Genomic DNA, 19,197 nt, shown 5'->3' with positions numbered 1-19,197 from the left:
TTTTTTTTCACGCCACACATAAGCCGTTATTTCTCCTGATTAGCTCAACTTTACTAGGAGCAAATTGCCCAATTCGTTTCCAGGTGTAGTCACAAACAGAAACCTTCTGAGTCTTTTTGGTATCAGTGAATCCGCCGACGTAGCCAATGTAGATTTTCCCAGCTTTCTCTGCTCTAACCAAATCACCGATCCTCACGTCCATTGGGGTGATTGTCCCGCCCTTACGCTTTCTGACCCCCGACTTATCTGGGACTTCAAAGTGCAATTGACGGCGGAAAAATCCGTACTCTTTCCCCCGCTTTACTGCGCCAGGACGGGTGATAGTTTTAAACGGGGAAGGGGTCACAGTAACGCTACCTTTGTGGGTATAACCATGGGAATTAGAGCCAGTAAACGGGACATACTTGATGAAATACCCGCAAGCCAGCGTTACCCCATCAACTGCATGAGTTTCCGGTTTGGCTATGGACTTGTTAACCTTATCCTTCTCTAACCCCAGTTGGGTTCTGAGTTGGGATGTACCGTTCCCATCCTTTTGCCAACCTTCGCGGACATAGACAGGGGCGATTTTTTCCATCTGGGATATTGCCCAATCCTGACCCACCATCACCGGAGAGAAGCCCTTGCCAGACTTGGCACGTTTGCGTTGGGAAAGATCTATGTCGGCTCTAACCCGTTCATAGCCAATCGCAGTTACCGGAAATATCGTCGCCAACTCTTTGACTACCCTTAACTCCAGTTGCCGTGAGGCTTTAATAGATGGGGGTAGTTTGCACCGCTTGCGATTGTCAAAGCGGCACTGCCGATGGTTACGTTGTTTGAATGGGACATCCCGGTTAATCCGTCGCCCCCGGCGAGACCGTCGCAGCATAGCGCGGGTTTCCATCCGTTTCTTCACCCGCCCAAACGGAAGGATGAGATGCAGTTGCGCCAACGTACATTTAGCAGACTGGACACCGACACCACTGTAGGACTTGCCAGGATCGACTCCTACCGCAACCGGCTGGAATTCCTCCGCCGATGGTGGTGCGCAGAGTTGGACGTAATAAACTCCCAAGTCTGACCACTTCCCCACGGCTTTACCTTCTTTGACCCACCGTCTCGCCCTAGAGGGTTTGGTAGGCATTAGCGGTTTTCCTTCTTTGCTAACTACCGGAACACGATTCATAGATATAATCCACTCGTGTAATGTTTACGTCTCTTAAGGCATTGGTAAGGGTGTGTCCTGGACTTACCCAGTTCTCAGAGATTCCTGAACCTACAGCGATCCAAACTAGAGAAGCGTTCGGAAGTGGTTATCCCCTACCAACTCATGCCCTATTCATGACTTCCTGACAGGTTATCTCTGTCAATCCCCGTCTTCACGAAGTAAGGCGGGGTTCATGAATCCAGTCAGCTTTAGCTGACTTAAGCTTTTAGCCCGGAGTTTGAACTCCGGGCGTGGGGCGTCGGGCGGTTAATCAAGCTAATTTAGAATGGTGAAAGATCCCAGTCTAACTTAAGCGGCTGGTTCAAGCTGAACTTTGACCACTTTGTTCTTTTCTTGTTCCGTCTTCGGCAACGTCAGATTCAAAATACCATCTTTGTATTCAGCTTTCACATTCGTATGCTGAATCCGGGCTGGTAACGGAATGAGTCGCTCAAATCTGCCGTAACGGAATTCACTCTTGGTTTCACCCTGATCTTCGCTGTTCCGCTCAAACTTGCGTTCACCACTGATAGAAACAGCCTTTTCAGTGGCTTGTATGTCGATATCTTTAGCTTCCATTCCAGGAATTTCTAGCTTCAGATGAATAGCTTCTGGAGTTTCTTGCATCTCCGCTAGCGGAACCGTTGAGAAGTATTCCTGCTTTTGCTCACCAGAATAGGGTGCTAAAGCATCCTCAAATAAGCGAGCGATTTGGTGTTGCAGGGATTCAGTTTCACGCCGAGGATTCCAATAAACGAGTGCCATAGTTTTATCTCTCCGAGAATAGGTTGTCTGGGGAAGTGATGGAGCATTACCATCTATCCCTTGATTCCCATAGTAAGCAAACAAACAACACTGTAAATTCGGTTTTAACGACTAATTTACTAATGATTACCGTCCTAAAATATTGGAGTCATCAAAGAGTACGGTTTACTCGACCGAATGGTTACAGGAAACCCGATTCGTAGTTGCACTGTCTTCGCTTCTGGCACGCTTCGTGCCTACTACGAACCCAGCTTAATTCAGTGACATTCATCTTAAATCCCAGTCGCATTCTCTTCCACTGCTTCTATACCTGCCCAAACCCGGATAGGTGTATCGAAGCTGTAAACAACACCAGCGTTGCGTTTTTTGATCGTGCCGCCGCCTTCAGATTTGAGCCAGTTACGGGCTTCCTCTAATGTCCAAAAATACTTGGCTCGATGGTTAAATCCATCTAATTTGTTGTTTTGTGCAAAATACGGTTTCTTTGCCATCTGGTGATTCAGTTTTTGATGATACTATAGTAGTCAGTATACAAATAATTAGATTACAGCTACTCACCCGGCAACAATTAGCGATATGACATCTCCGTTTCCTGGCATGAATCCCTATCTGGAAAATCCAGAATTATGGTCTGAGGTGCATAGCCGTCTAATTGTCGCGATCGCGGATGAGATTGCACCCCCGTTACTTCCTACCTATTATGTAGCCATTGAAAAGCGTGTCTACAGTAGCACTCCTGAGGATACTATCCTGATTGGTATTCCCGATGTTTCCGTTGTCTCTTCAGAGGTAGAGGCGTCTCCAGAATTCGCCACGCGCAACAGGGCTACTGCTACCTTGTCGAAGCCTGATCAACCGCAAACCGTAACGATTCCCTTGGCGGAGGAGGTAGAAGAACGCTATTTAGAGATTCGAGACACTAAAACGGGAAAAGTTGTCACCACAATTGAACTACTCTCACCTAAGAATAAACGAGCAGGTGAGGGGAGGGAAGCATATCTACGCAAACGCCAGAAAATTTTAACCTGTTCCACCCACTTGGTAGAAATTGATTTACTTCGCAGTGGAAAAGCGATGCCGATGCAAGGGGTAGCTGAGTTAAAAGACTATCGGATTCTGATTAGTCGCAGCGATTTAAGACCTCATGCCCAGCTTTATGCCTTTAATTTAACCGATGCGATTCCTAAAGTCGAGTTACCGTTACAGGGAGAAGAGAATAGTCCGATTCTGGATTTAAAACTCATTCTCGATGGCGTTTATCAGCGTGCAGGGTATCACTTCCGCATTGATTATCATCAGTCGCTTACTCCTGCTGTTTCTTCTGAGGTAGCGGCTTGGCTGAATACGCTGCTAGTTGAACAGGGATTACGGTAACACTGATTTCTCGGATTTATTTGAGTGTTGGGGGTGGGGATGTGAGATGTTAGTCACACTGATTTCACGGAGGTTTTAGTTCTCACTGGACAAGATAATTTTACTGTTCCCTGTTCGCTTACTGTAGTTGTTCAATTGCCGCATTAGCGTGTAATCTGACACTCAATTGAGGATCATTCTGGAGTTGTACTAAAGTTTCCATGGCGTCAGCAACTCCTAATTGTCCCCAACTGTAGGCTAACGCCTGTTTAATTGCGGTTGTTTCAACACTGGGATGTCCCGACTCAAAGAAATCCAGCAAGATTTTAGCGGCTTGGTATTTCAGATTCGGCGTTTCAATCCGCCCAAAAACGCGCACGATTTCTAATATAGAGTCTTCGGCTATGGTGGATAAGGCTTGGTGTAAATACTCCAATGTTGTCGCCGTTTCGATCCGCGCCAATACCTGAATGACAGTAAGTTGTAGGGGAACAGGAGTTAAAGGCGATCGCAAAACTGGAAATAACGCCTCGGCTGCTTCATCTGTACCGATTCTACCGATCGCGATCGCGGCTTGCTGGCAGACCTCTAAATTTAAATCATACAGCAGGGGTTGCAAATAGGGTAATGTCTCGAATTCTGTCTGTGAGGAGGTGCTTAAGCCTAACCCGATCACCGCTTCTTTACGCACAGACGCGGCATAATCTTTTAATGCCACCAAGAAAACGGATACAATGCGATCGTCATGGAAACTGCTCAGGGCAGCAATGGCAGTGACGCGCACCTGTTCATCTGGATCATGGACGACGCTTAATAAGGGATCAATCACCTCTGCACAATGCATTTGAGCTAAGGCGCGAGTGGCGAAAAGACGAGATTCCGGTTTCACCAACAAATCAGTTAACGCCTCAACCGCCGAGTGTCCGATCGCGGCTAATGCACTTGATGCGATCGCACTTAACTCTTCATCTTCACTGTGATCGAGTAATTTCACCAATGTCCGAATCACCTCAGGCGTATTAAATCCCCCCAAAATCCGCCCCGCAAACCACCGTTGCTCTAAATCCGCCTCCTCATCTTCCAAAATCTCGATCAACGGTTCTACAATCCTCTCTCCCCATTGTGGCAAAACCTTGGCAATATCCCAACGCGCCTGAAAATCTCCCTGTTCCAAAACCGTTAACGCCATCGCCAATCCTAGGGGCAATTCCGTGGTTTCTGGATTGGAATGATTTCGGCTGCGCTCATCCAACGGTAATTGCTGCAAACATTGAGTGACTGACAACCAATCCCCTTGCTCTGTGGCAACTGTGGCTTGTTTAAGAAGTTTGTCCATTGTTTGATCACTTGCATCGTTACCCAGACTGAATGGTGTGCCACTTCAGCCTCACTCTTCCTATCGTTTCATAGAATCGATGATTTATAAACATTTAATTCATAAATTGCATTTATATGATGCAGTTTGTTCAAATTCAACTTAAAAGCGTATCCAAATATACAATTTAGCACTTGAACCTTGCTTACCTTACTGAAATTAAGAGGGGAAATTTTAGTAGAACCGAAAACCGTAAAAATCCATCAAAATAGCGCTATGACTACAACAAAAGACGTATCCAAAAAAATAAACAAAGTGGAAAAAGCCAAAGCCGAGAAAGATGGGCTAGACATTAAACATGAACTGGAAAGCTTAATCGAAGTTGGCTGGGAAAACGTTGATAAAACCGACTTAGAACTTCGCCTCAAGTGGTTGGGTGTCTTTTTCCGTCCAGTAACTCCCGGCAAATTCATGTTGCGCTTACGCACACCCAATGGTTATCTGGACAGTGAGAAAATGCGGGTTCTTGCCAGTATTGTGCAGCGTTATGGTGATGATGGTAGCGCCGATATTACTACTCGCCAAAATATTCAACTGCGAGGCGTCCGTTTAGAAGATATTCCAGAAATTTTCCGTCAACTGCAATCCATTAATATGACCAGTGTGCAGACGGGAATGGATAATGTGCGGAATTTAACCGGATCACCCGTCGCTGGAATTGATGCAGACGAAATCATTGACACCCGTGACATGGTGCAAAAATTGCAGGACATGATTACCAATAACGGGGAAGGAAATTATGCGTTTACAAATCTTCCGCGTAAATTCAATATTGCCATTGAAGGAGGACGAGACAACTCCATTCACGCCGAAATTAATGATATTGCCTTTGTCCCTGCCTATCGGGATGGAGAATTAGGCTTCAATATTTTAGTCGGCGGTTATTTATCAGCCCAGCGTTGTGTGGAAGCGATTCCCTTAAATGCCTGGGTTCCGGCAAATGAAGCAGATGTGATTAACTTGAGTGGCGCGATTCTTACCGTTTATACTCAGAACGGATTAAAAGAGGGATTACGAAAAAGCCGCCAAAAAGCCCGGATGATGTGGTTGATTGATAAATGGGGCGTAGACAAATTCCGGGCGGAAGTCGAAAAAACATTCGGGAAAGAACTTCTCCCGGCTGCGCCTGAGGATGAGATTACCCAAGAGAAAAAAGATTACATTGGGGTTTATCCGCAAAAGCAACCAGGGTACAGTTATGTTGGCTTACTGGTTCCCGTGGGGCGCTTGTCAGCCGATACCATGTTTGAGTTAGCCCGATTAGCTGATGTTTATGGGAATGGTGAAATTCGCTTAACCGTTGAACAAAATTTAATTATTCCCTACATTGCCAATGAAAAAATCGAAGCGTTTCTGAGTGAACCGTTACTCCAGCAGTTTCCGATTCATCCCTCTACGCTTACCCGTTCATTGGTGTCTTGTACGGGGAATCGCTATTGCAATTTTGCCATCATAGAAACCAAGCAACGGGCATTAAAACTGGCGCAAGAACTGGATCAAGAATTAGACATTCCCGAACGAGTGCGGATACACTGGACTGGATGTCCCAACTCCTGTGGACAACCTCAAGTTGCCGATATTGGGTTAATGGGTACGAAAGTTCGTAAAGATGGCAAGCCTGTCGAAGGGGTAAATCTTTATACTGGGGGAAAAGTCGGCAAAGATGCTCAACTCGGAGACTTATTGGAAAAAGGAATTGCCTGCGATGACCTAAAACCGATTCTGCGGAATCTATTAATTGAAAACTTTGATGCTAAAGTTAAGGATGGAGTTGTTATAGAACCGGAGCCGGAAACTCAGGAGAATGTTCCAGAGGATACTCAACCTTCATCTGAGACAGAAACCAACGGTGATCAAGCTCAAACCAAGCTATTTTTCGCGGAATCTTGGAAACAGGTTGACGCTAATTCTCAGGAATTTATCCTGGATATGGCTGAAAGCCAAGGCATTGAAATCGACAGTAGTTGTCGTGCTGGTACTTGCGGGACTTGTACTAAAAAATTATTAAAAGGTCAAGTGAAGTATGACGAAGAGTATAGTGCCTTGGAAGATTTAGAGGAGGGCATGGTTTTGACCTGTTGTGCTGTGCCGGAAGGACAAGTGGTGATTGATGCTTAAGGCGTTTGTCTTATGTCATTGGTTTGTCCAATAATTCGGACATTGGATTGGGGCGGGTTTAGCGAAATTCGGGTGAAGTCAAAAAAGATAGTAGTGAAACCCGCCCCTACATTCGGATAACCCTGTTTCACCCTTCATCCGTGTTTCGCTCTGTCTCCGATTGACTAAATAAGTCAACCCAATTATTTTATTTTTTCGCCCAAAAATTGATAAGGATTGGTATAATGATTTGAGTCTCCTGAATACAACTTAAAATACATAACGCCTGAGCCTAACCACAAAACTAAAAAGATTAACGTCATCAGGGAAGCCCAGGAAAAAAGCTTAGGTTTCCGGCTGGTGGTTAATAATTTATGGGGTAATGGTGAAAGTTCTAACGGTGTACGACTTGGGGGAGTATTTAGGGCAACTTCGGTGCCTTGGACAGTAATTAATTTCAGCTTATGTAGCTCTGTAAGCGCGGCGTAAACTTCGCTCAAGCTAACTGAATGTTCGAGGAATTCTGCTGTCCAAGCCTGAAAGTCATGCCAGTTAAAATTTATTTTTTGATTGGTTTGAGTATGAAACCGAATCCAGTGATAGAGTAAACTCTCGCAGGGGGAAAGCTTCGTCTTGATCATTACCAAAACTCCAAATTTTCTATACGTTTGAGCATTGTATGGAGGTGATATTGGCTGAACAACTTAGCTAGAGGAGGCTATCCTTTCGCTGGAAGTGGCTACAGCACTAACAGATATTCTCCATGTTCCGGAATCCAAGTCAGCCATTCATGATCCGAGACTTGGGAGAGTATCAGCGCCTCATAGTGGGCAAACGGATTGGGGAGTTCCTCTAATCTCAGCCACATTCCGGGTTGCAGATAGCGAAAAATTGCACTAGCCGAGAGATTGGCTGGAGGGGGTTGCGGTTGTGGATTTTGCATATCTGTGCCGTCTGATTCTCGATTCTCTTCTTGTATCAGAATATACTAAAATTAAAATCTGTATCAAATAATACATAAAAATTAATTGTAGATTTGTTAACTAATCCTCACAGAGGTTACTCAATGGCGAAGTCGTTGCATCTTTGTTCAGGATTCACGAACGGTTCTCTGTCAATCTGCTATCGTCCTAAACCGTTATCGTCATAGTCCAATCGTCCTATTTTTCATCCCCCATTATGAGTATTATTTTCAGAGAACTGTTAAAGAAAGTGGGTAGCGGTAGCCATACTCACAAAGATTTAACTCGTGAAGAAGCCGCCAACGCCACAGAAATGATCTTGAATGAAGACGCGACTCCGGCTCAAATTGGGGCGTTTTTAATTGCCCATCGGATTAAGCGCCCCACGAGTGAGGAACTTGCGGGAATGTTGGATGCGTATGATCAATTAGGTTGCACAGTACCCCGCTTATCCGGTGATCCGATAGTCACGGTAATGGGGACACCTTACGACGGGCGATCGCGAACCGCCCCAGTTACTCTATTAACGGCGCTGATGCTGGCGGCTTCAGGGGTTCCGGTAATCCAACATGGCGGCGACTGTATGGCAACAAAATATGGCATTCCTTTGGTAGAAATTTGGCAAGGATTGGGCATCGATTTTACCCGATTGAGTCTTACCCAAGTGCATCAGAGTTTAGAAACAACTCGCTTTGGGTTTATCTACACCCCTAACCATTTTCCGGCGACTCAAGGTTTGGTGAATTATCGGGATCAGATTGGCAAGCGTCCCCCCTTTGCCACGATTGAATTAATTTGGCTTCCTTATGCTGGAAACGTGCATTTAGTGGCTGGGTTTGTCCATCCCCCAACAGAAGAATTTATGCAGGGAACATTGGGATTACGAGGCGTCAACAATTACACCTTAATCAAGGGGTTAGAGGGAAGTTGCGATTTGCCCCGTGAACGGACGGCGATTATTTCGACACATAAACCTGGAGATAGCGAACCCTATCAACGCCTGAAACTTCACCCTAGGGATTATGGTTTTGAAGGAAAGGAGGTTCCTTTAGAGTCAAAGGAACAATTATTGGTACAAATTAAACAAGTTTTAGCGGGAAAATCTTCAGAATTTCAAAAATCCGTGATTTGGAATGGTGGGTTTTATCTCTGGCGGTGTGGGGTTTGCCCGACGTTAGAAGATGGATTAAGCAAAGCGGAGTCTTTGTTAACTACAGGCGCACTTCAGCAGCAATTAATGGAGATTAAATCGACTGTTCGAGGTTGAAAGAGGAAAAAGGGTTGTCCTCACCCAAGTTTGACAGCCTGTCTTTTGACAAGGGTTGGCTGCTCCCTCAAGATCAACAGCAGCATAGTATCAGCTTTACTCTCCCATGTCCAAAACCTCTGCTCACCACCACAAGCCTCAAGTTTTTGCCATCGGCATTGCCCCATTGGGAATCGTATCGATTGGTATAGTCCCGATGGGGGTAATTTCAATAGGGTTCGTTCCCATGGGAGTCTTTTCTCTCGGTTCTGTCGCCATGGGAGTCTTATCGGCTGGGCTAGTTTCTATGGGGACGGTAGCTGTTGGTTTTCAGACGATGGGATTAGTGAGTATCGGTTCAATGGGTATGGGAAATATTCGTATTCCTATCGGCGCTGAAGAATCCCCCTCTCATCCCCACAACCCTTCTCTTCCCACGCCGAACCAACCTCATCATGATTCTCACTAAGTTGGCATTACACAGACAGATCCCCGACAACTCCTACGAAGTCGGGGATCTTGCTGAGAAGACTGTACCTCATCAACCACCAAATCGGCTGTAAGTACCTGGACATAAATTCTATACACTGTGCTAAGAAATGTTTTCATGCCTCAAACCCTTACTGTTGCCTGTTGCCTAATCTCAACCGTTAACTTTAATGAAACTCCACCTACTTATCGGTGAAACGGGATTAAAAATAGCGGCAAACATGATAATAAAAACCAGATGAATAAATATAGATAGGTCTGGTTAGGTAAATGGATTTCAGCTAAGAGCGCTTCTATGCGTTCCTGAAGACGATTTTTAGGTGCACTGCAGCTAAAAGCGGCACAAACACTTTCAGAATGCATCAGCGGTGTACTGACAACCGTCAACAGGGATTCCGCTAACAGTAAAAAATCAACCCGTTGTGCTGCCCATTGATCGGCTCTGATTTCTCGTAACAGTAATAGTTCCTGCCATAGCGCTTCTGTATGGGTTAATCCATAAGAAAATCGCCGCATCCAGCCCAACCAAAAGAACCAAAAGGTATCTCGATAATAAAAATGTCCGTCTTCATGGGTAAGAACCGCTTGCAAATGATCCGCATCAAGCGTCTCCAGCAACCCTTGACTCACCACCAGTTCCGAGTGCCAAAATCCGACTTGAGCGCTAAACACTAAGGGTGTGTTGAGAATGCGGATTAGTCTGCCATGAAGGGTTTGCTGGGGATAGGTGCGAACCTGTTGCCAAGAACGCCATCCGGCAAACGCCAGTTTCAGCCCTGAGACTCCCACATATCCCAAGAACGTGCCAGCTAATCCATAACTGAACCAACCCTCCCAGCGCCAAACCATTTGCCCTTGGGGTCCCATGCAGACAATAGAGATGGCTGTCATGATCAGTAGCAATGGCGGAAATAAGAACGTGCTTAAGGCATTTTGCCAGCGTTGCTGATAACTACCGACTGTTCCTGACCAACTGATTCGGGTGAACCAAGCTACGGCTAAGGCACTCAGAATTAGGATGAGATGGATCATTGCTGCTCCCTCGCTTCGCGGATGGCTTGCAAACGCTGGGCGATCGCGTCGAGTTGTTCTAGACTAGCTTGGTCGAGACTGTCGGCAAAGGCGGCGATGATATCAGGATTTCCTACGGCTAAGAATCTCTGTAACTGATCATGGGCTTGCAGAATCTGCGCCTGTTCCGGCGAGAGCAAGGGTTGCCAACGAAATGCCCGATCTTGGCGATCGCACCTTAGCCAGCCTTTTTGGGTGAGACGGCGCAATACCGTGGTTACGGAAGCATAGGCTAACTCTCGGTCTGGGTCAGCCAAAATTCGTTCGTGGACATCTTTAGTGGTAGCCGAACCGAGTTGCCAGATAATCTCTAAGATTTCTGCCTCTAATGGACCAAGGGAGAGTTGTTTGGGGCGGTAACTGGGCATGGGAACCATAATTATGCCGTTAAAATCAGGAAACTGGATACTCAGTTTACCTGAATTTGACCTCAAACGCTGATTTTATGTCGGGTGGGCAAACCTTACAGAACCACGTCCCAATCATCAAGCTTCTGACTTCTGCTGTAGCGATTAACTTCGCCAATCTGCCAACTGAGTCACGAGAAAATAGCGAACATGATCGGTAAATGTGAGACCAAAATCGTTTGTCCCATGACCCATACCCGGAACAACATAACAATCACTATTCGGAAACCGTTTGGCACAAGCCTTAGCATCGGCGACATTAACCATGCGATCGCGCTTCCCCACCAAAAAGCGAATCCGACGATGAGAGTCTACTCGATCCGCATAGGTCATGGGGTTACAAGCTTGACCAAACTGATCCGGATGTTTGAGAGAATTCGCGATTCGCAATAGAGGAACCCAACTCGGAAGATCCGGTTGAACTTTGCCCAGCAGCACTTCTGCTAACCTCCCTAGAGGCGATGCAGCCAGTTCTGGCAAAATAAAGCCCCCCAGCTTTTGGCAAAGGTTTGCAGGTTAGCATGACCGATCGCACCCAGTAATCGTTCTCCCATCCCATCTGTAGTAAAGGCAAATGCACTAAATAAAACGCCCATACTGACGCCAAATAGCGCCAACCGAGGATCAGTGAGATGATAGCGATCGCGACAAAAATTCCGCACTAAGCCAATATCCCGCGCTGTGACACTGAACATCCGCAGCATTAGTTGAGTATCAAAGGAAATACCGCGATCCAGAAGCGGTTTAATTTCAACCTGCGCCACCCCGGAAAACGTCCGCACGAAACTGCGTTCACCTGCTAGAGGGGTGTCAAATAATGCCACAGCAATCCCCATTTGGGTCAGCGTTGGCACAATAAAAGCATTCCAGCCATAAGGCGCACACATCCCTTGAATGCCAATCACCAACGGTGTCTGATCGCCAGGTCGATCCTGTGGCAAAAAGACAGCTACGGGGAAACTACTCAGCCGTTCATCGATATCGGTGATTCCGGTAAAGTGAAACGGTTCGTGGAACCAATAACGCTGACCTGTAACTCCCTCAAAGGCGATCGAGTCACAACCGTAAACAGGCATAGGCGATTCGTGTCATTGGGGATTTTAGGGTTCATGGTTCATGGCAATCAACAATGAACCATGAACAATCGAGAGCGTTTTAATATCCTAACTATTTTTTGATCGAAAATGTTCGTTTTTTCTTCATCAGCAATGCGGCTAAACCAAAGATGGTTAATGCCGAGTTATACTCTTGCGTTTCATCGTAACTGAAAGACCCTTGAGCCGAATATCCCTCTTGTCCAGTCCAGTCGAGTTCAAAGGTAATAGCCTGGGCAGAAACAGCCGCTATTGTCAGCAAACTCAGTACCGCACTAGAAGCAGCAATTGTAATTTTTGACAGAGACCAGTCATAGCAAAATCATTATGTCCAAAGGTTGCTCAAGTATACGTTACCGTTCTTAATGTCTGTCAAACTTACATTAAGTGGCTCTGCACAATAAATGTAAACGGTGAGGCTCGTCATTTATCATTATGTGCTGGGCGAGGGTTTAAAGTAAATTCACATAACGTAACCTAGTTAAACATTATCGGCTTTTAGGGTCTATGCTCCCTCAGCGATCACGTCTCTTAACCCTTCACCATCAAGTTTGACAACCTGTCTTTTGACTTAAACTGTAACCCCAACCAAAATAACAGACACTGTTTACATACGTTGCGTTAACGAGAGGTTGATTCAGTGAAAAGAGATCACCGTCGATTCAGTTGGGTCATAATGGGAATTATCTGGATGTGTCCGATAAGCGTGAATGCACAAACCTTGCCAAGGATAAACCAAAAACCCTTCTTACCCATTCCCGATACAATCTCACAAACGTGGGAAATTCAATCGGAAACCAAACCAGCGAATGTAGATTTCTCTAGGGAAATTGATCCGATCATAGATCGACAACAGGCAAATTATGATCGATGGGACAAACATTCATTGACTCCCCAACATGAGCAAGAGGCTCAGGTTAACCCGCTTGGTGTTCTAGACTTGCCGGAAAAAACTTCAACGGCTCTGAGCTATCCCATTTCCTTCGATGAGATATCAACCGGACAATCCACTCCTGAAGTTCTAACTCCGTTGCCAATCTTTAATTTAGACGATCAAAACATCCAACTTGCCGATAGCAATAATCAAGCTATACCCTTTCGATGGACTTCAGGACGACCCGATGGACATGCTCCTATTGGCGTAATGGGTGATCATACCCACAGTGCCGGAGAATGGATGTTCTCCTACCGCTATCGGTTTATGGATATGGACGGTAATCGGGAGGGTACAGATAACCTCAGCGATGCCGAGGTTTTGCAACAGTTTCCCGTGACTCCGGTACGCATGACCATGCAAATGCACGCATTGGGGGTGATGTATGCACCAACCAATGACCTGACGTTGATGGCGATGGTACCTTATGTGTTCAAAGAAATGGATCATGTTACTCGTCGCGGCGTGCGCTTTACTACCAATTCAGAAGGCTTCGGTGATATCAAACTCACAGCACTTTACAAAGTCCTAGATCAAAGCCAACAGCGCTTGCACTTGAATATCGGCATGAGTTTCCCCACAGGCTCAATTGAGGAGCGAGACAATACCCCAGCAGGTGATGACCAGATTTTACCCTATCCCATGCAGATCGGTTCTGGCACTTTTGACTTACTACCTGGTATTACTTACTTAGGTCAGAGTAACAATTGGTCTTGGGGCAGCCAAGCGATCGCGACGCTGCGCTTGGGTGAAAATAGTAATGATTATCGACTCGGTAATCAACTGATGCTCACGGGTTGGACGGCTTATAAGTGGACAGATTGGCTGAGTACCTCAATTCGTCTCAATGGTCAGACGTGGGGAAATCTTGATGGATCTGACTCTCGTCTGAATCCGATGATGATTCCCACTGCTGATCCAGATAGACGAGGTGGCACTCAGTTAAATTTAGGCTTTGGTGTTAATCTCTATGCTCCCAGTGGTAATCTTCAGGGAAGTCGGTTAGCAATTGAGTTTGAATTACCTCTTTATCGTTCTCTGGATGGCCCGCAGCTTGAAACGGATTGGCGGTTGACGGCTGGTTTGCAAGCCGTTTTTTAGGGGTGCATGGTGCATGGTTCATGGTTCATGGTTTATAGCAATCAACAATGAACCATCAACAATCAACGTATCCTTAACATTCCGTAATTTTTCTTAAACTAAAAGATAGCATCCTATTTTCCGCTAACGACTATGCTGCTGCAATCTAACCAACGGACGAAACTAGACGATACCGACGATACCCTGTTTTACTCCTTCCCTCGCTTTGTCACCCATGTTGATGCTGGGTTTCTGGATCAACTTACTCAACTCTATAGAGAACGCCTGCAACCCCATACTCGCATCCTGGATATGATGAGTAGTCATGTATCCCACTTGCCCGATGACATGGAATTCGCCCATGTTGAGGGACACGGGATGAATGAACAGGAACTGGCACGCAATCCCCAATTAAACCATTACTTTGTCCACAATCTGAATAAAAATCCTCAGTTACCTTTGCCAGACCAAGAGTTTGATGCGGTTCTCAACTGTGTCTCGATTCAGTACCTCCAATACCCTGATGCCGTGTTTCAGGAGATTCACCGCATCCTCAAACCTGGCGGTATCGCCATTATCAGCTTTTCTAACCGCATGTTCTTCCAAAAAGCGATCGCGGCATGGCGAGACGGAACTGAAGCCAGTCGTGTGCAACTTGTCAAGCGTTATTTTCAGTCGGTACCCGGATTTAGTTCCCCAGAAGTGATTGCCCGTTCTTCTCCGGTTCCCAGTTTGTTTCAGATGCTAGGGGTTGGTGGGGGTGATCCCTTCTATGCTGTCATCGCCCAACGTCAAGACAATAAACAGAGGGAAGGGGGTTAGGTTTGAGGTTGATTTTTCCAAGCCAGATGGGAAGAAACCGGGTTAACTCAGAAGTATCCCGAATACACCGACTATCAGCAGCGAGTCAAAAAACTGATTCCTGGTTTATACTAAAGGGTTGTGTTATCACGGTCAAAGCTGACTTCCCATCCCGGCTAACCCTATTCGCCTAGCGAGAGGAAAACACTTGACAGATGGGGGTTCCAGCCTATCAAGTCTGTTGGCTTTCATAATGAATGACTCAGCCAGTCATAAAATTGACCTATATGATGCAACAAAACTTGATGTTCAGGATACAATAGCCTGTGGTGTGAGTAAGTAAAAATAACTATTTAACGAATGCTAAATCGTTCATCTAGTGTAGTCTGTCCACCAAACCCGAATCGGGAAGCTGCAACCGAGAGCGATCGCGGGATGGTAACCAGCACGAGTGACCAACGCCTGATAAAATTAATGAAGTCGATTTACCAGGCTGATCAGCAAGTCAAGTATCTACATTTGCAAGCAGAAGTAGATTCACTATTGCAGCAGCTCCAAATCCTCCAAAAACAACGGTTGGCTGCGGCGCAATCCGACGCCAATAATTAAGGGGAACAGTAGTGTTTGGTTTGATTCATGCTGTTTTTGCACCCCAGAACTCATTCTTGGGGTGCTAAGTTTTGCCAACTCTGACGGATAAGCACAAGGAGATACCCTTCTCTCTGCCAGTAATGGACGGCTAGGCAGTGTTTTTTTTGCCTGACTATCCGCAATTCATCAACATCTCATGTATTAAATTCTTTCATGACTATATCGACAATCAAAGAACAAAGTCCTGATTACTCATTGACAAGGGTTACAACGACCTTACGGTTAAGAGACATTTTGCGAACGTTACCGCGTGAAGTGTTTGTGAAAAACCGTCGCAAAGCCTGGACAGTGGTTCTGGTGAGTATTGTAATGGTAAGTCTAGGCTATGGGGGTTTAGCGATCGCGCCCTGGTTTTGTTTACCGCTATTATGGATTTTCACTGGTACAGCATTGACTGGCTTTTTTGTGATCGGTCATGATTGTGGTCATCGTTCCTTTGCCAATCGCCGTTGGGTGAATGATTTGGTGGGACACCTGGCATTTTTACCTTTACTTTATCCCTTTCATAGCTGGCGCATTCTCCATAACCACCATCACGCCCACACGAATAAGCTTGGCGAAGATAATGCATGGCAGCCTTTTACTATAGAGTATTATGCCAGCCACCCTATTTTAGTTAAGTTGTTTTACCAACTAACACGAGGTCGATTGTGGTGGATTGGTTCGATGTTCCACTGGGCATTACTGCATTTTAACTGGGGTAATTTCCAGGGAAAACAGCGTTCTCAAGTCAAGTTTTCCGCGTTGTTGGTTATCGGTTTTGCTGCTGTTGCATTTCCCTTACTCTTTGCCACAGTAGGTGTATGGGGAGTCGTCAAATTCTGGCTACTTCCCTGGGTTGTTTACCATTTCTGGATGAGTACGTTTACCATTGTTCACCATACAGCACCCGATATTCCCTTTACCCCAGAACCAGAGTGGAATGAAGCTGAGGCTCAATTATTTGGTTCGGTTCATTGTGATTATCCCCGTTGGATAGAGTTTCTCTGCCACGATATTAATGTTCACATTCCCCATCACGTTTCCAGTGCGATTCCGTCCTATAATTTGCGGTTAGCGCATCGGATTCTTAAGGAAAATTGGGGAGATGAATTGCGCGAATGCCGTTTTTCTTGGTCGTTGATGAAACAGATTACCGACCAATGTCACCTCTATAGTCAACAGGAGTGCTATCAGTCGTTTAAAGACTATCGACAAGCCATGGCTGGAGACAAATAATCCGGTATTGTCACGGTAATGTGAATTAGATGAGATCCCCGATTTCTTGAAGAAGTCGGGGTTTTTGGGATTTAGTTACAATATTAGCGATCGCTAGCCATCAGCAAGGTCGTCATGAGTCAACTGCAAGCCAAACTACCAACCGATACCTGGGTCAATGCGACTTGGGACGAATACCTTCAGGCAATCAGTGATCCAGCTTATGAAAAAGCGAAAGGCTACTACTATAACGGATGCATGAGGCTAGAGATGTCTCCACTTGGTAACCCCCATTCCCGCGACCATTTCATTGTTATTGCTGCGATTGCCCTCTTTGCCAGTATTCGAGACATTGACATTGATGGTCATGATAACTGCACGTATCGTAAGACAGGCTGTGAGGAAGCCCAACCGGATGTCTCGTTTTATGTCGGTGATAAGGCGGAAACAGTACCTTGGGAAGCGACGATTATCAATCTCGATACCTACCCACCCCCGGATTTAGTTATTGAAGTTGCCTATTCTTCTTTAGCCGATGACAAAGGAGAGAAACGTCTCCTCTACGAATCCTTGGGAGTTCGGGAGTATTGGATTATTGATGTAAAAAATGTTCAGGTTATCGCCTTTGAGATTCAAAATGGCGGGAGTCGGCGAATTTACCAGTCTCAGGTGTTTCCTGGTTTAGAGATTGCTCTATTGGAAGAAGCCTTTCGGCGTAGTCGGCAAATGAATCATGGTAAAGTGAGCGCTTGGTTGTTGTCCCAGTTTCAAGCTTGAGTAAGCCCATGTTACCAGCCGCCAAGAACTCAAGTTCTTGGCTTATAGCTCAAGTCGGTTAAAACCGACTAATTATTTTTATCCAGTAAACTGTTTAGACTTTATATTTCTGTGTAAAGTCAATCAAGACGTTGAAATAAGTTCAGCAATAATTTATTTAGGGCGATCGCGCACGGCTGTACCATTGCTGTACTGGCGTGGCACACCTTATTTGATGAATTAACTATTAGCCCGGAAACTGTAGGGGCGCAAAGACTTGCGCCCGGTTTAACCCTTCGACTTCGCTCAGGGTTAAACGTCAAATCTAATCCACAATTTTAGCTGTGTCACACCAGTAGGAAACCCAACAGAGCAAGTTACCCAAATTACCACCCTGCAACCACCACTAAATTTAAACGCCGTCTAGGAAAAATTTCAGATAGCAAAAGCAGGGTATCAATCCAAGTCATGAAGTTTTTGGAAATGTTACTCTAGGGTTACATAGCAATCGTTGAGGGACATAGCCGTGAGCCAAGTTGTCAAGCTAGAACTGAGTGATGAAGTATATGCAGCCTTGAAGCGACAAGCTGACAGCGTGGGTGTTTCTCTATCCGAGTGGATCGCGATCGCTCTGGAATTACAAAGTGGTTTACCCAGTCACCAGAAAACTGACGTTGAGAACAAAGCCACACCTCAAGAGTTCTCCAACTCCAGCTATTCTGAAACGGCTGATGTATGCTATCTGACAGGATTTGACAATAGAGGCGTTGATGCTGATTTGGTTGGTTTATAGCCGAGATATCGCCAAATAATACCCTAAGCTGAGTGCGATCGCTTAAGCTGAAAGTAAGAGATTTCCATCTCAAGAAAGGCTATTCTAAAGAAAGAGAACTCAGGTAATCGCCATGAATAAGCTGCGGTGGATCGTTGGTTTAGGTGCAGTTGCTCTGCTCGTCAGTAGCTGCACCCGTCAAAATAACCAAGTCAGTCAAACCCCACAACCTGAACCGTCTGTAGCAACAGCCCCGACACAACCTGAAGCTGCAATCGGCAACAATCCTAGCAAAACTGTAGTTCCTCCACCGCCAGCCGGACTGATTCCGTCGAGTCGATTGATTGAGATACCTGTTGCTAAAGCGCGTCAAGATCCGTTTAGTACGGTTAAGGTTGCACCGAATCAACAATCGACTCCGAAAAGCACAACTCCACCGACTCAGCCTCAACCCGCCAAAACGCAGCCCTCCCAGCCTAAAGCGTCTGAAACTCCAGCCAAAACTCAACCTTCTCCAACTTCAGAACCTAAAAACCAACCCTCCCCGACTCAATCCTCTGCCACTCCCACCGCCAAAGAAAAATCACCTGAAACCCCAGCCCCTAAAACTCAAGCACCCAAGCCTCAAACGTCTCCAGCGCCTAGCGAGATAACCGTTATTGAGGAAACGCCTCCCCCTTCTACTGAACTGGCTGATGCGGTAAAAGTGAGTGGTGTGATGCAACTTGAGGGACAATGGAATGCAATTGTCAAGGCGTCAGCGAACACAACCAGTCGCTATGTGCGGGCGGGGGATTCTTTGTTGAATGGCGCAGTAAAGGTGAAGCGTATTGAATTAGGTGACAATCAGGAACCGTTAGTGATTTTGGAACAAAATGGCGTTGAAGTGATTAAATATGTGGGTAGTGGAAATGGCTTGGTAGCCAGTGCTGATTAGAGCATCGGTTCAGTAAAAGAT

General features: G+C 45.9%; 23 protein-coding genes. 12 read left to right on the top strand and 11 right to left on the bottom strand.

The genetic code is table 11. The features are described 5' to 3' along the window. Nucleotides 1-7 precede the first annotated feature (7 nt). The 3 genes from RID53_RS02580 to RID53_RS02570 form a co-directional block, all read right to left on the bottom strand. The gene (locus RID53_RS02580) at nucleotides 8-1,168 is read right to left on the bottom strand and encodes an RRXRR domain-containing protein (RefSeq protein ID WP_446386629.1); all 1,161 of its coding nucleotides are present in this window, start codon (nucleotides 1,166-1,168) and stop codon (nucleotides 8-10) included. A gap of 330 nt (nucleotides 1,169-1,498) precedes the next feature. After that, nucleotides 1,499-1,954, bottom strand: coding sequence for an Hsp20/alpha crystallin family protein (locus RID53_RS02575; protein WP_446386628.1), 456 nt, complete (start codon nucleotides 1,952-1,954; stop codon nucleotides 1,499-1,501). A gap of 272 nt (nucleotides 1,955-2,226) precedes the next feature. Continuing rightward, a complete protein-coding gene (locus tag RID53_RS02570) occupies nucleotides 2,227-2,445 on the bottom strand; it encodes a hypothetical protein (RefSeq protein ID WP_446386627.1) in 219 nt (72 codons plus the stop codon). A gap of 85 nt (nucleotides 2,446-2,530) precedes the next feature. On the opposite strand from RID53_RS02570, the gene RID53_RS02565 reads away from it, so the two are divergent. Then, nucleotides 2,531-3,328, top strand: coding sequence for a DUF4058 family protein (locus RID53_RS02565; protein WP_446386626.1), 798 nt, complete (start codon nucleotides 2,531-2,533; stop codon nucleotides 3,326-3,328). A gap of 118 nt (nucleotides 3,329-3,446) precedes the next feature. Here RID53_RS02565 and RID53_RS02560 read toward each other — a convergent pair whose 3' ends face one another. Beyond that, nucleotides 3,447-4,643 carry a HEAT repeat domain-containing protein gene (locus tag RID53_RS02560; protein ID WP_446386625.1) on the bottom strand — a complete coding sequence of 399 codons (1,197 nt, stop codon included), beginning with the start codon at nucleotides 4,641-4,643 and terminating at the stop codon, nucleotides 3,447-3,449. Between the two features lie 255 nt (nucleotides 4,644-4,898). Here RID53_RS02560 and RID53_RS02555 point away from each other — a divergent pair, with 255 nt between their 5' ends. Next, nucleotides 4,899-6,800 (top strand): ferredoxin--nitrite reductase, encoded by a 1,902-nt coding sequence (locus RID53_RS02555; protein WP_446386624.1) that lies wholly within the window; start codon nucleotides 4,899-4,901, stop codon nucleotides 6,798-6,800. A gap of 182 nt (nucleotides 6,801-6,982) precedes the next feature. Here the strand turns inward: RID53_RS02555 and RID53_RS02550 are convergent, their stop codons facing one another. Further along, the gene (locus tag RID53_RS02550; protein ID WP_446386623.1) at nucleotides 6,983-7,420 is read right to left on the bottom strand and encodes a hypothetical protein; all 438 of its coding nucleotides are present in this window, start codon (nucleotides 7,418-7,420) and stop codon (nucleotides 6,983-6,985) included. A 98-nt stretch (nucleotides 7,421-7,518) separates the two neighbouring features. After that, the gene (locus RID53_RS02545; protein ID WP_006105971.1) at nucleotides 7,519-7,722 is read right to left on the bottom strand and encodes a hypothetical protein; all 204 of its coding nucleotides are present in this window, start codon (nucleotides 7,720-7,722) and stop codon (nucleotides 7,519-7,521) included. 236 nt (nucleotides 7,723-7,958) lie between these two features. Between RID53_RS02545 and RID53_RS02540 the strand changes: the two genes are divergently transcribed. After that, nucleotides 7,959-9,008, top strand: a complete 1,050-nt coding sequence (locus tag RID53_RS02540; RefSeq protein WP_446386622.1) for an anthranilate phosphoribosyltransferase family protein — start codon at nucleotides 7,959-7,961, stop codon at nucleotides 9,006-9,008. A 106-nt stretch (nucleotides 9,009-9,114) separates the two neighbouring features. Beyond that, entirely contained in the window at nucleotides 9,115-9,456 is a 342-nt protein-coding gene (locus RID53_RS02535) for a hypothetical protein (protein WP_446386621.1), read from the top strand. 206 nt (nucleotides 9,457-9,662) lie between these two features. On the opposite strand, the gene RID53_RS02530 is transcribed toward RID53_RS02535, so the two are convergent. The 5 genes from RID53_RS02530 to RID53_RS02510 form a co-directional block, all read right to left on the bottom strand. Further along, entirely contained in the window at nucleotides 9,663-10,508 is an 846-nt protein-coding gene (locus RID53_RS02530) for a M56 family metallopeptidase (RefSeq protein ID WP_446386620.1), read from the bottom strand. Then, on the bottom strand, nucleotides 10,505-10,924 hold the full coding sequence (locus RID53_RS02525) for a BlaI/MecI/CopY family transcriptional regulator (RefSeq protein ID WP_446386632.1): 420 nt from the start codon (nucleotides 10,922-10,924) through the stop codon (nucleotides 10,505-10,507). Before RID53_RS02525 ends, RID53_RS02530 begins: the two co-directional genes overlap by 4 nt. A 135-nt stretch (nucleotides 10,925-11,059) precedes the next feature. Next, nucleotides 11,060-11,434 (bottom strand): alpha/beta fold hydrolase, encoded by a 375-nt coding sequence (locus tag RID53_RS02520; protein WP_446386619.1) that lies wholly within the window; start codon nucleotides 11,432-11,434, stop codon nucleotides 11,060-11,062. Then, entirely contained in the window at nucleotides 11,407-12,030 is a 624-nt protein-coding gene (locus RID53_RS02515) for a hypothetical protein (protein WP_446386618.1), read from the bottom strand. The genes RID53_RS02520 and RID53_RS02515 overlap by 28 nt, the downstream gene beginning before the upstream one ends. Nucleotides 12,031-12,121: 91 nt before the next feature. Beyond that, a complete protein-coding gene (locus tag RID53_RS02510; protein ID WP_446386617.1) occupies nucleotides 12,122-12,310 on the bottom strand; it encodes a hypothetical protein in 189 nt (62 codons plus the stop codon). A gap of 459 nt (nucleotides 12,311-12,769) precedes the next feature. On the opposite strand from RID53_RS02510, the gene RID53_RS02505 reads away from it, so the two are divergent. The 8 genes from RID53_RS02505 to RID53_RS02470 all read left to right on the top strand — a co-directional run bounded on the left by RID53_RS02505 (nucleotide 12,770) and on the right by RID53_RS02470 (nucleotide 19,176). After that, entirely contained in the window at nucleotides 12,770-14,083 is a 1,314-nt protein-coding gene (locus RID53_RS02505) for a transporter (RefSeq protein WP_446386631.1), read from the top strand. A gap of 132 nt (nucleotides 14,084-14,215) precedes the next feature. Continuing rightward, nucleotides 14,216-14,884 carry a class I SAM-dependent methyltransferase gene (locus RID53_RS02500; RefSeq protein WP_446386616.1) on the top strand — a complete coding sequence of 223 codons (669 nt, stop codon included), beginning with the start codon at nucleotides 14,216-14,218 and terminating at the stop codon, nucleotides 14,882-14,884. A gap of 339 nt (nucleotides 14,885-15,223) precedes the next feature. Continuing rightward, nucleotides 15,224-15,472 (top strand): hypothetical protein, encoded by a 249-nt coding sequence (locus RID53_RS02495; RefSeq protein WP_446380674.1) that lies wholly within the window; start codon nucleotides 15,224-15,226, stop codon nucleotides 15,470-15,472. 195 nt (nucleotides 15,473-15,667) lie between these two features. Then, nucleotides 15,668-16,732, top strand: coding sequence for a fatty acid desaturase (locus RID53_RS02490; RefSeq protein ID WP_446386615.1), 1,065 nt, complete (start codon nucleotides 15,668-15,670; stop codon nucleotides 16,730-16,732). Nucleotides 16,733-16,846: 114 nt separating this feature from the next. Next, a complete protein-coding gene (locus RID53_RS02485) occupies nucleotides 16,847-17,488 on the top strand; it encodes a Uma2 family endonuclease (protein ID WP_446386614.1) in 642 nt (213 codons plus the stop codon). A gap of 37 nt (nucleotides 17,489-17,525) precedes the next feature. Beyond that, the gene (locus RID53_RS02480) at nucleotides 17,526-17,711 is read left to right on the top strand and encodes a hypothetical protein (protein ID WP_446386613.1); all 186 of its coding nucleotides are present in this window, start codon (nucleotides 17,526-17,528) and stop codon (nucleotides 17,709-17,711) included. A 282-nt stretch (nucleotides 17,712-17,993) separates the two neighbouring features. Beyond that, on the top strand, nucleotides 17,994-18,260 hold the full coding sequence (locus RID53_RS02475; RefSeq protein WP_446386612.1) for a hypothetical protein: 267 nt from the start codon (nucleotides 17,994-17,996) through the stop codon (nucleotides 18,258-18,260). A gap of 112 nt (nucleotides 18,261-18,372) precedes the next feature. Further along, nucleotides 18,373-19,176 (top strand): hypothetical protein, encoded by an 804-nt coding sequence (locus RID53_RS02470; protein WP_446386611.1) that lies wholly within the window; start codon nucleotides 18,373-18,375, stop codon nucleotides 19,174-19,176. Nucleotides 19,177-19,197: the final 21 nt, after the last annotated feature.

This window comes from Coleofasciculus sp. B1-GNL1-01, assembly GCF_040220235.1.
Lineage (GTDB): Bacteria > Cyanobacteriota > Cyanobacteriia > Cyanobacteriales > Coleofasciculaceae > Coleofasciculus.
Note: the sequence above shows the minus strand (reverse complement) of the source record. Positions and strands in the feature narration are given on the sequence as shown.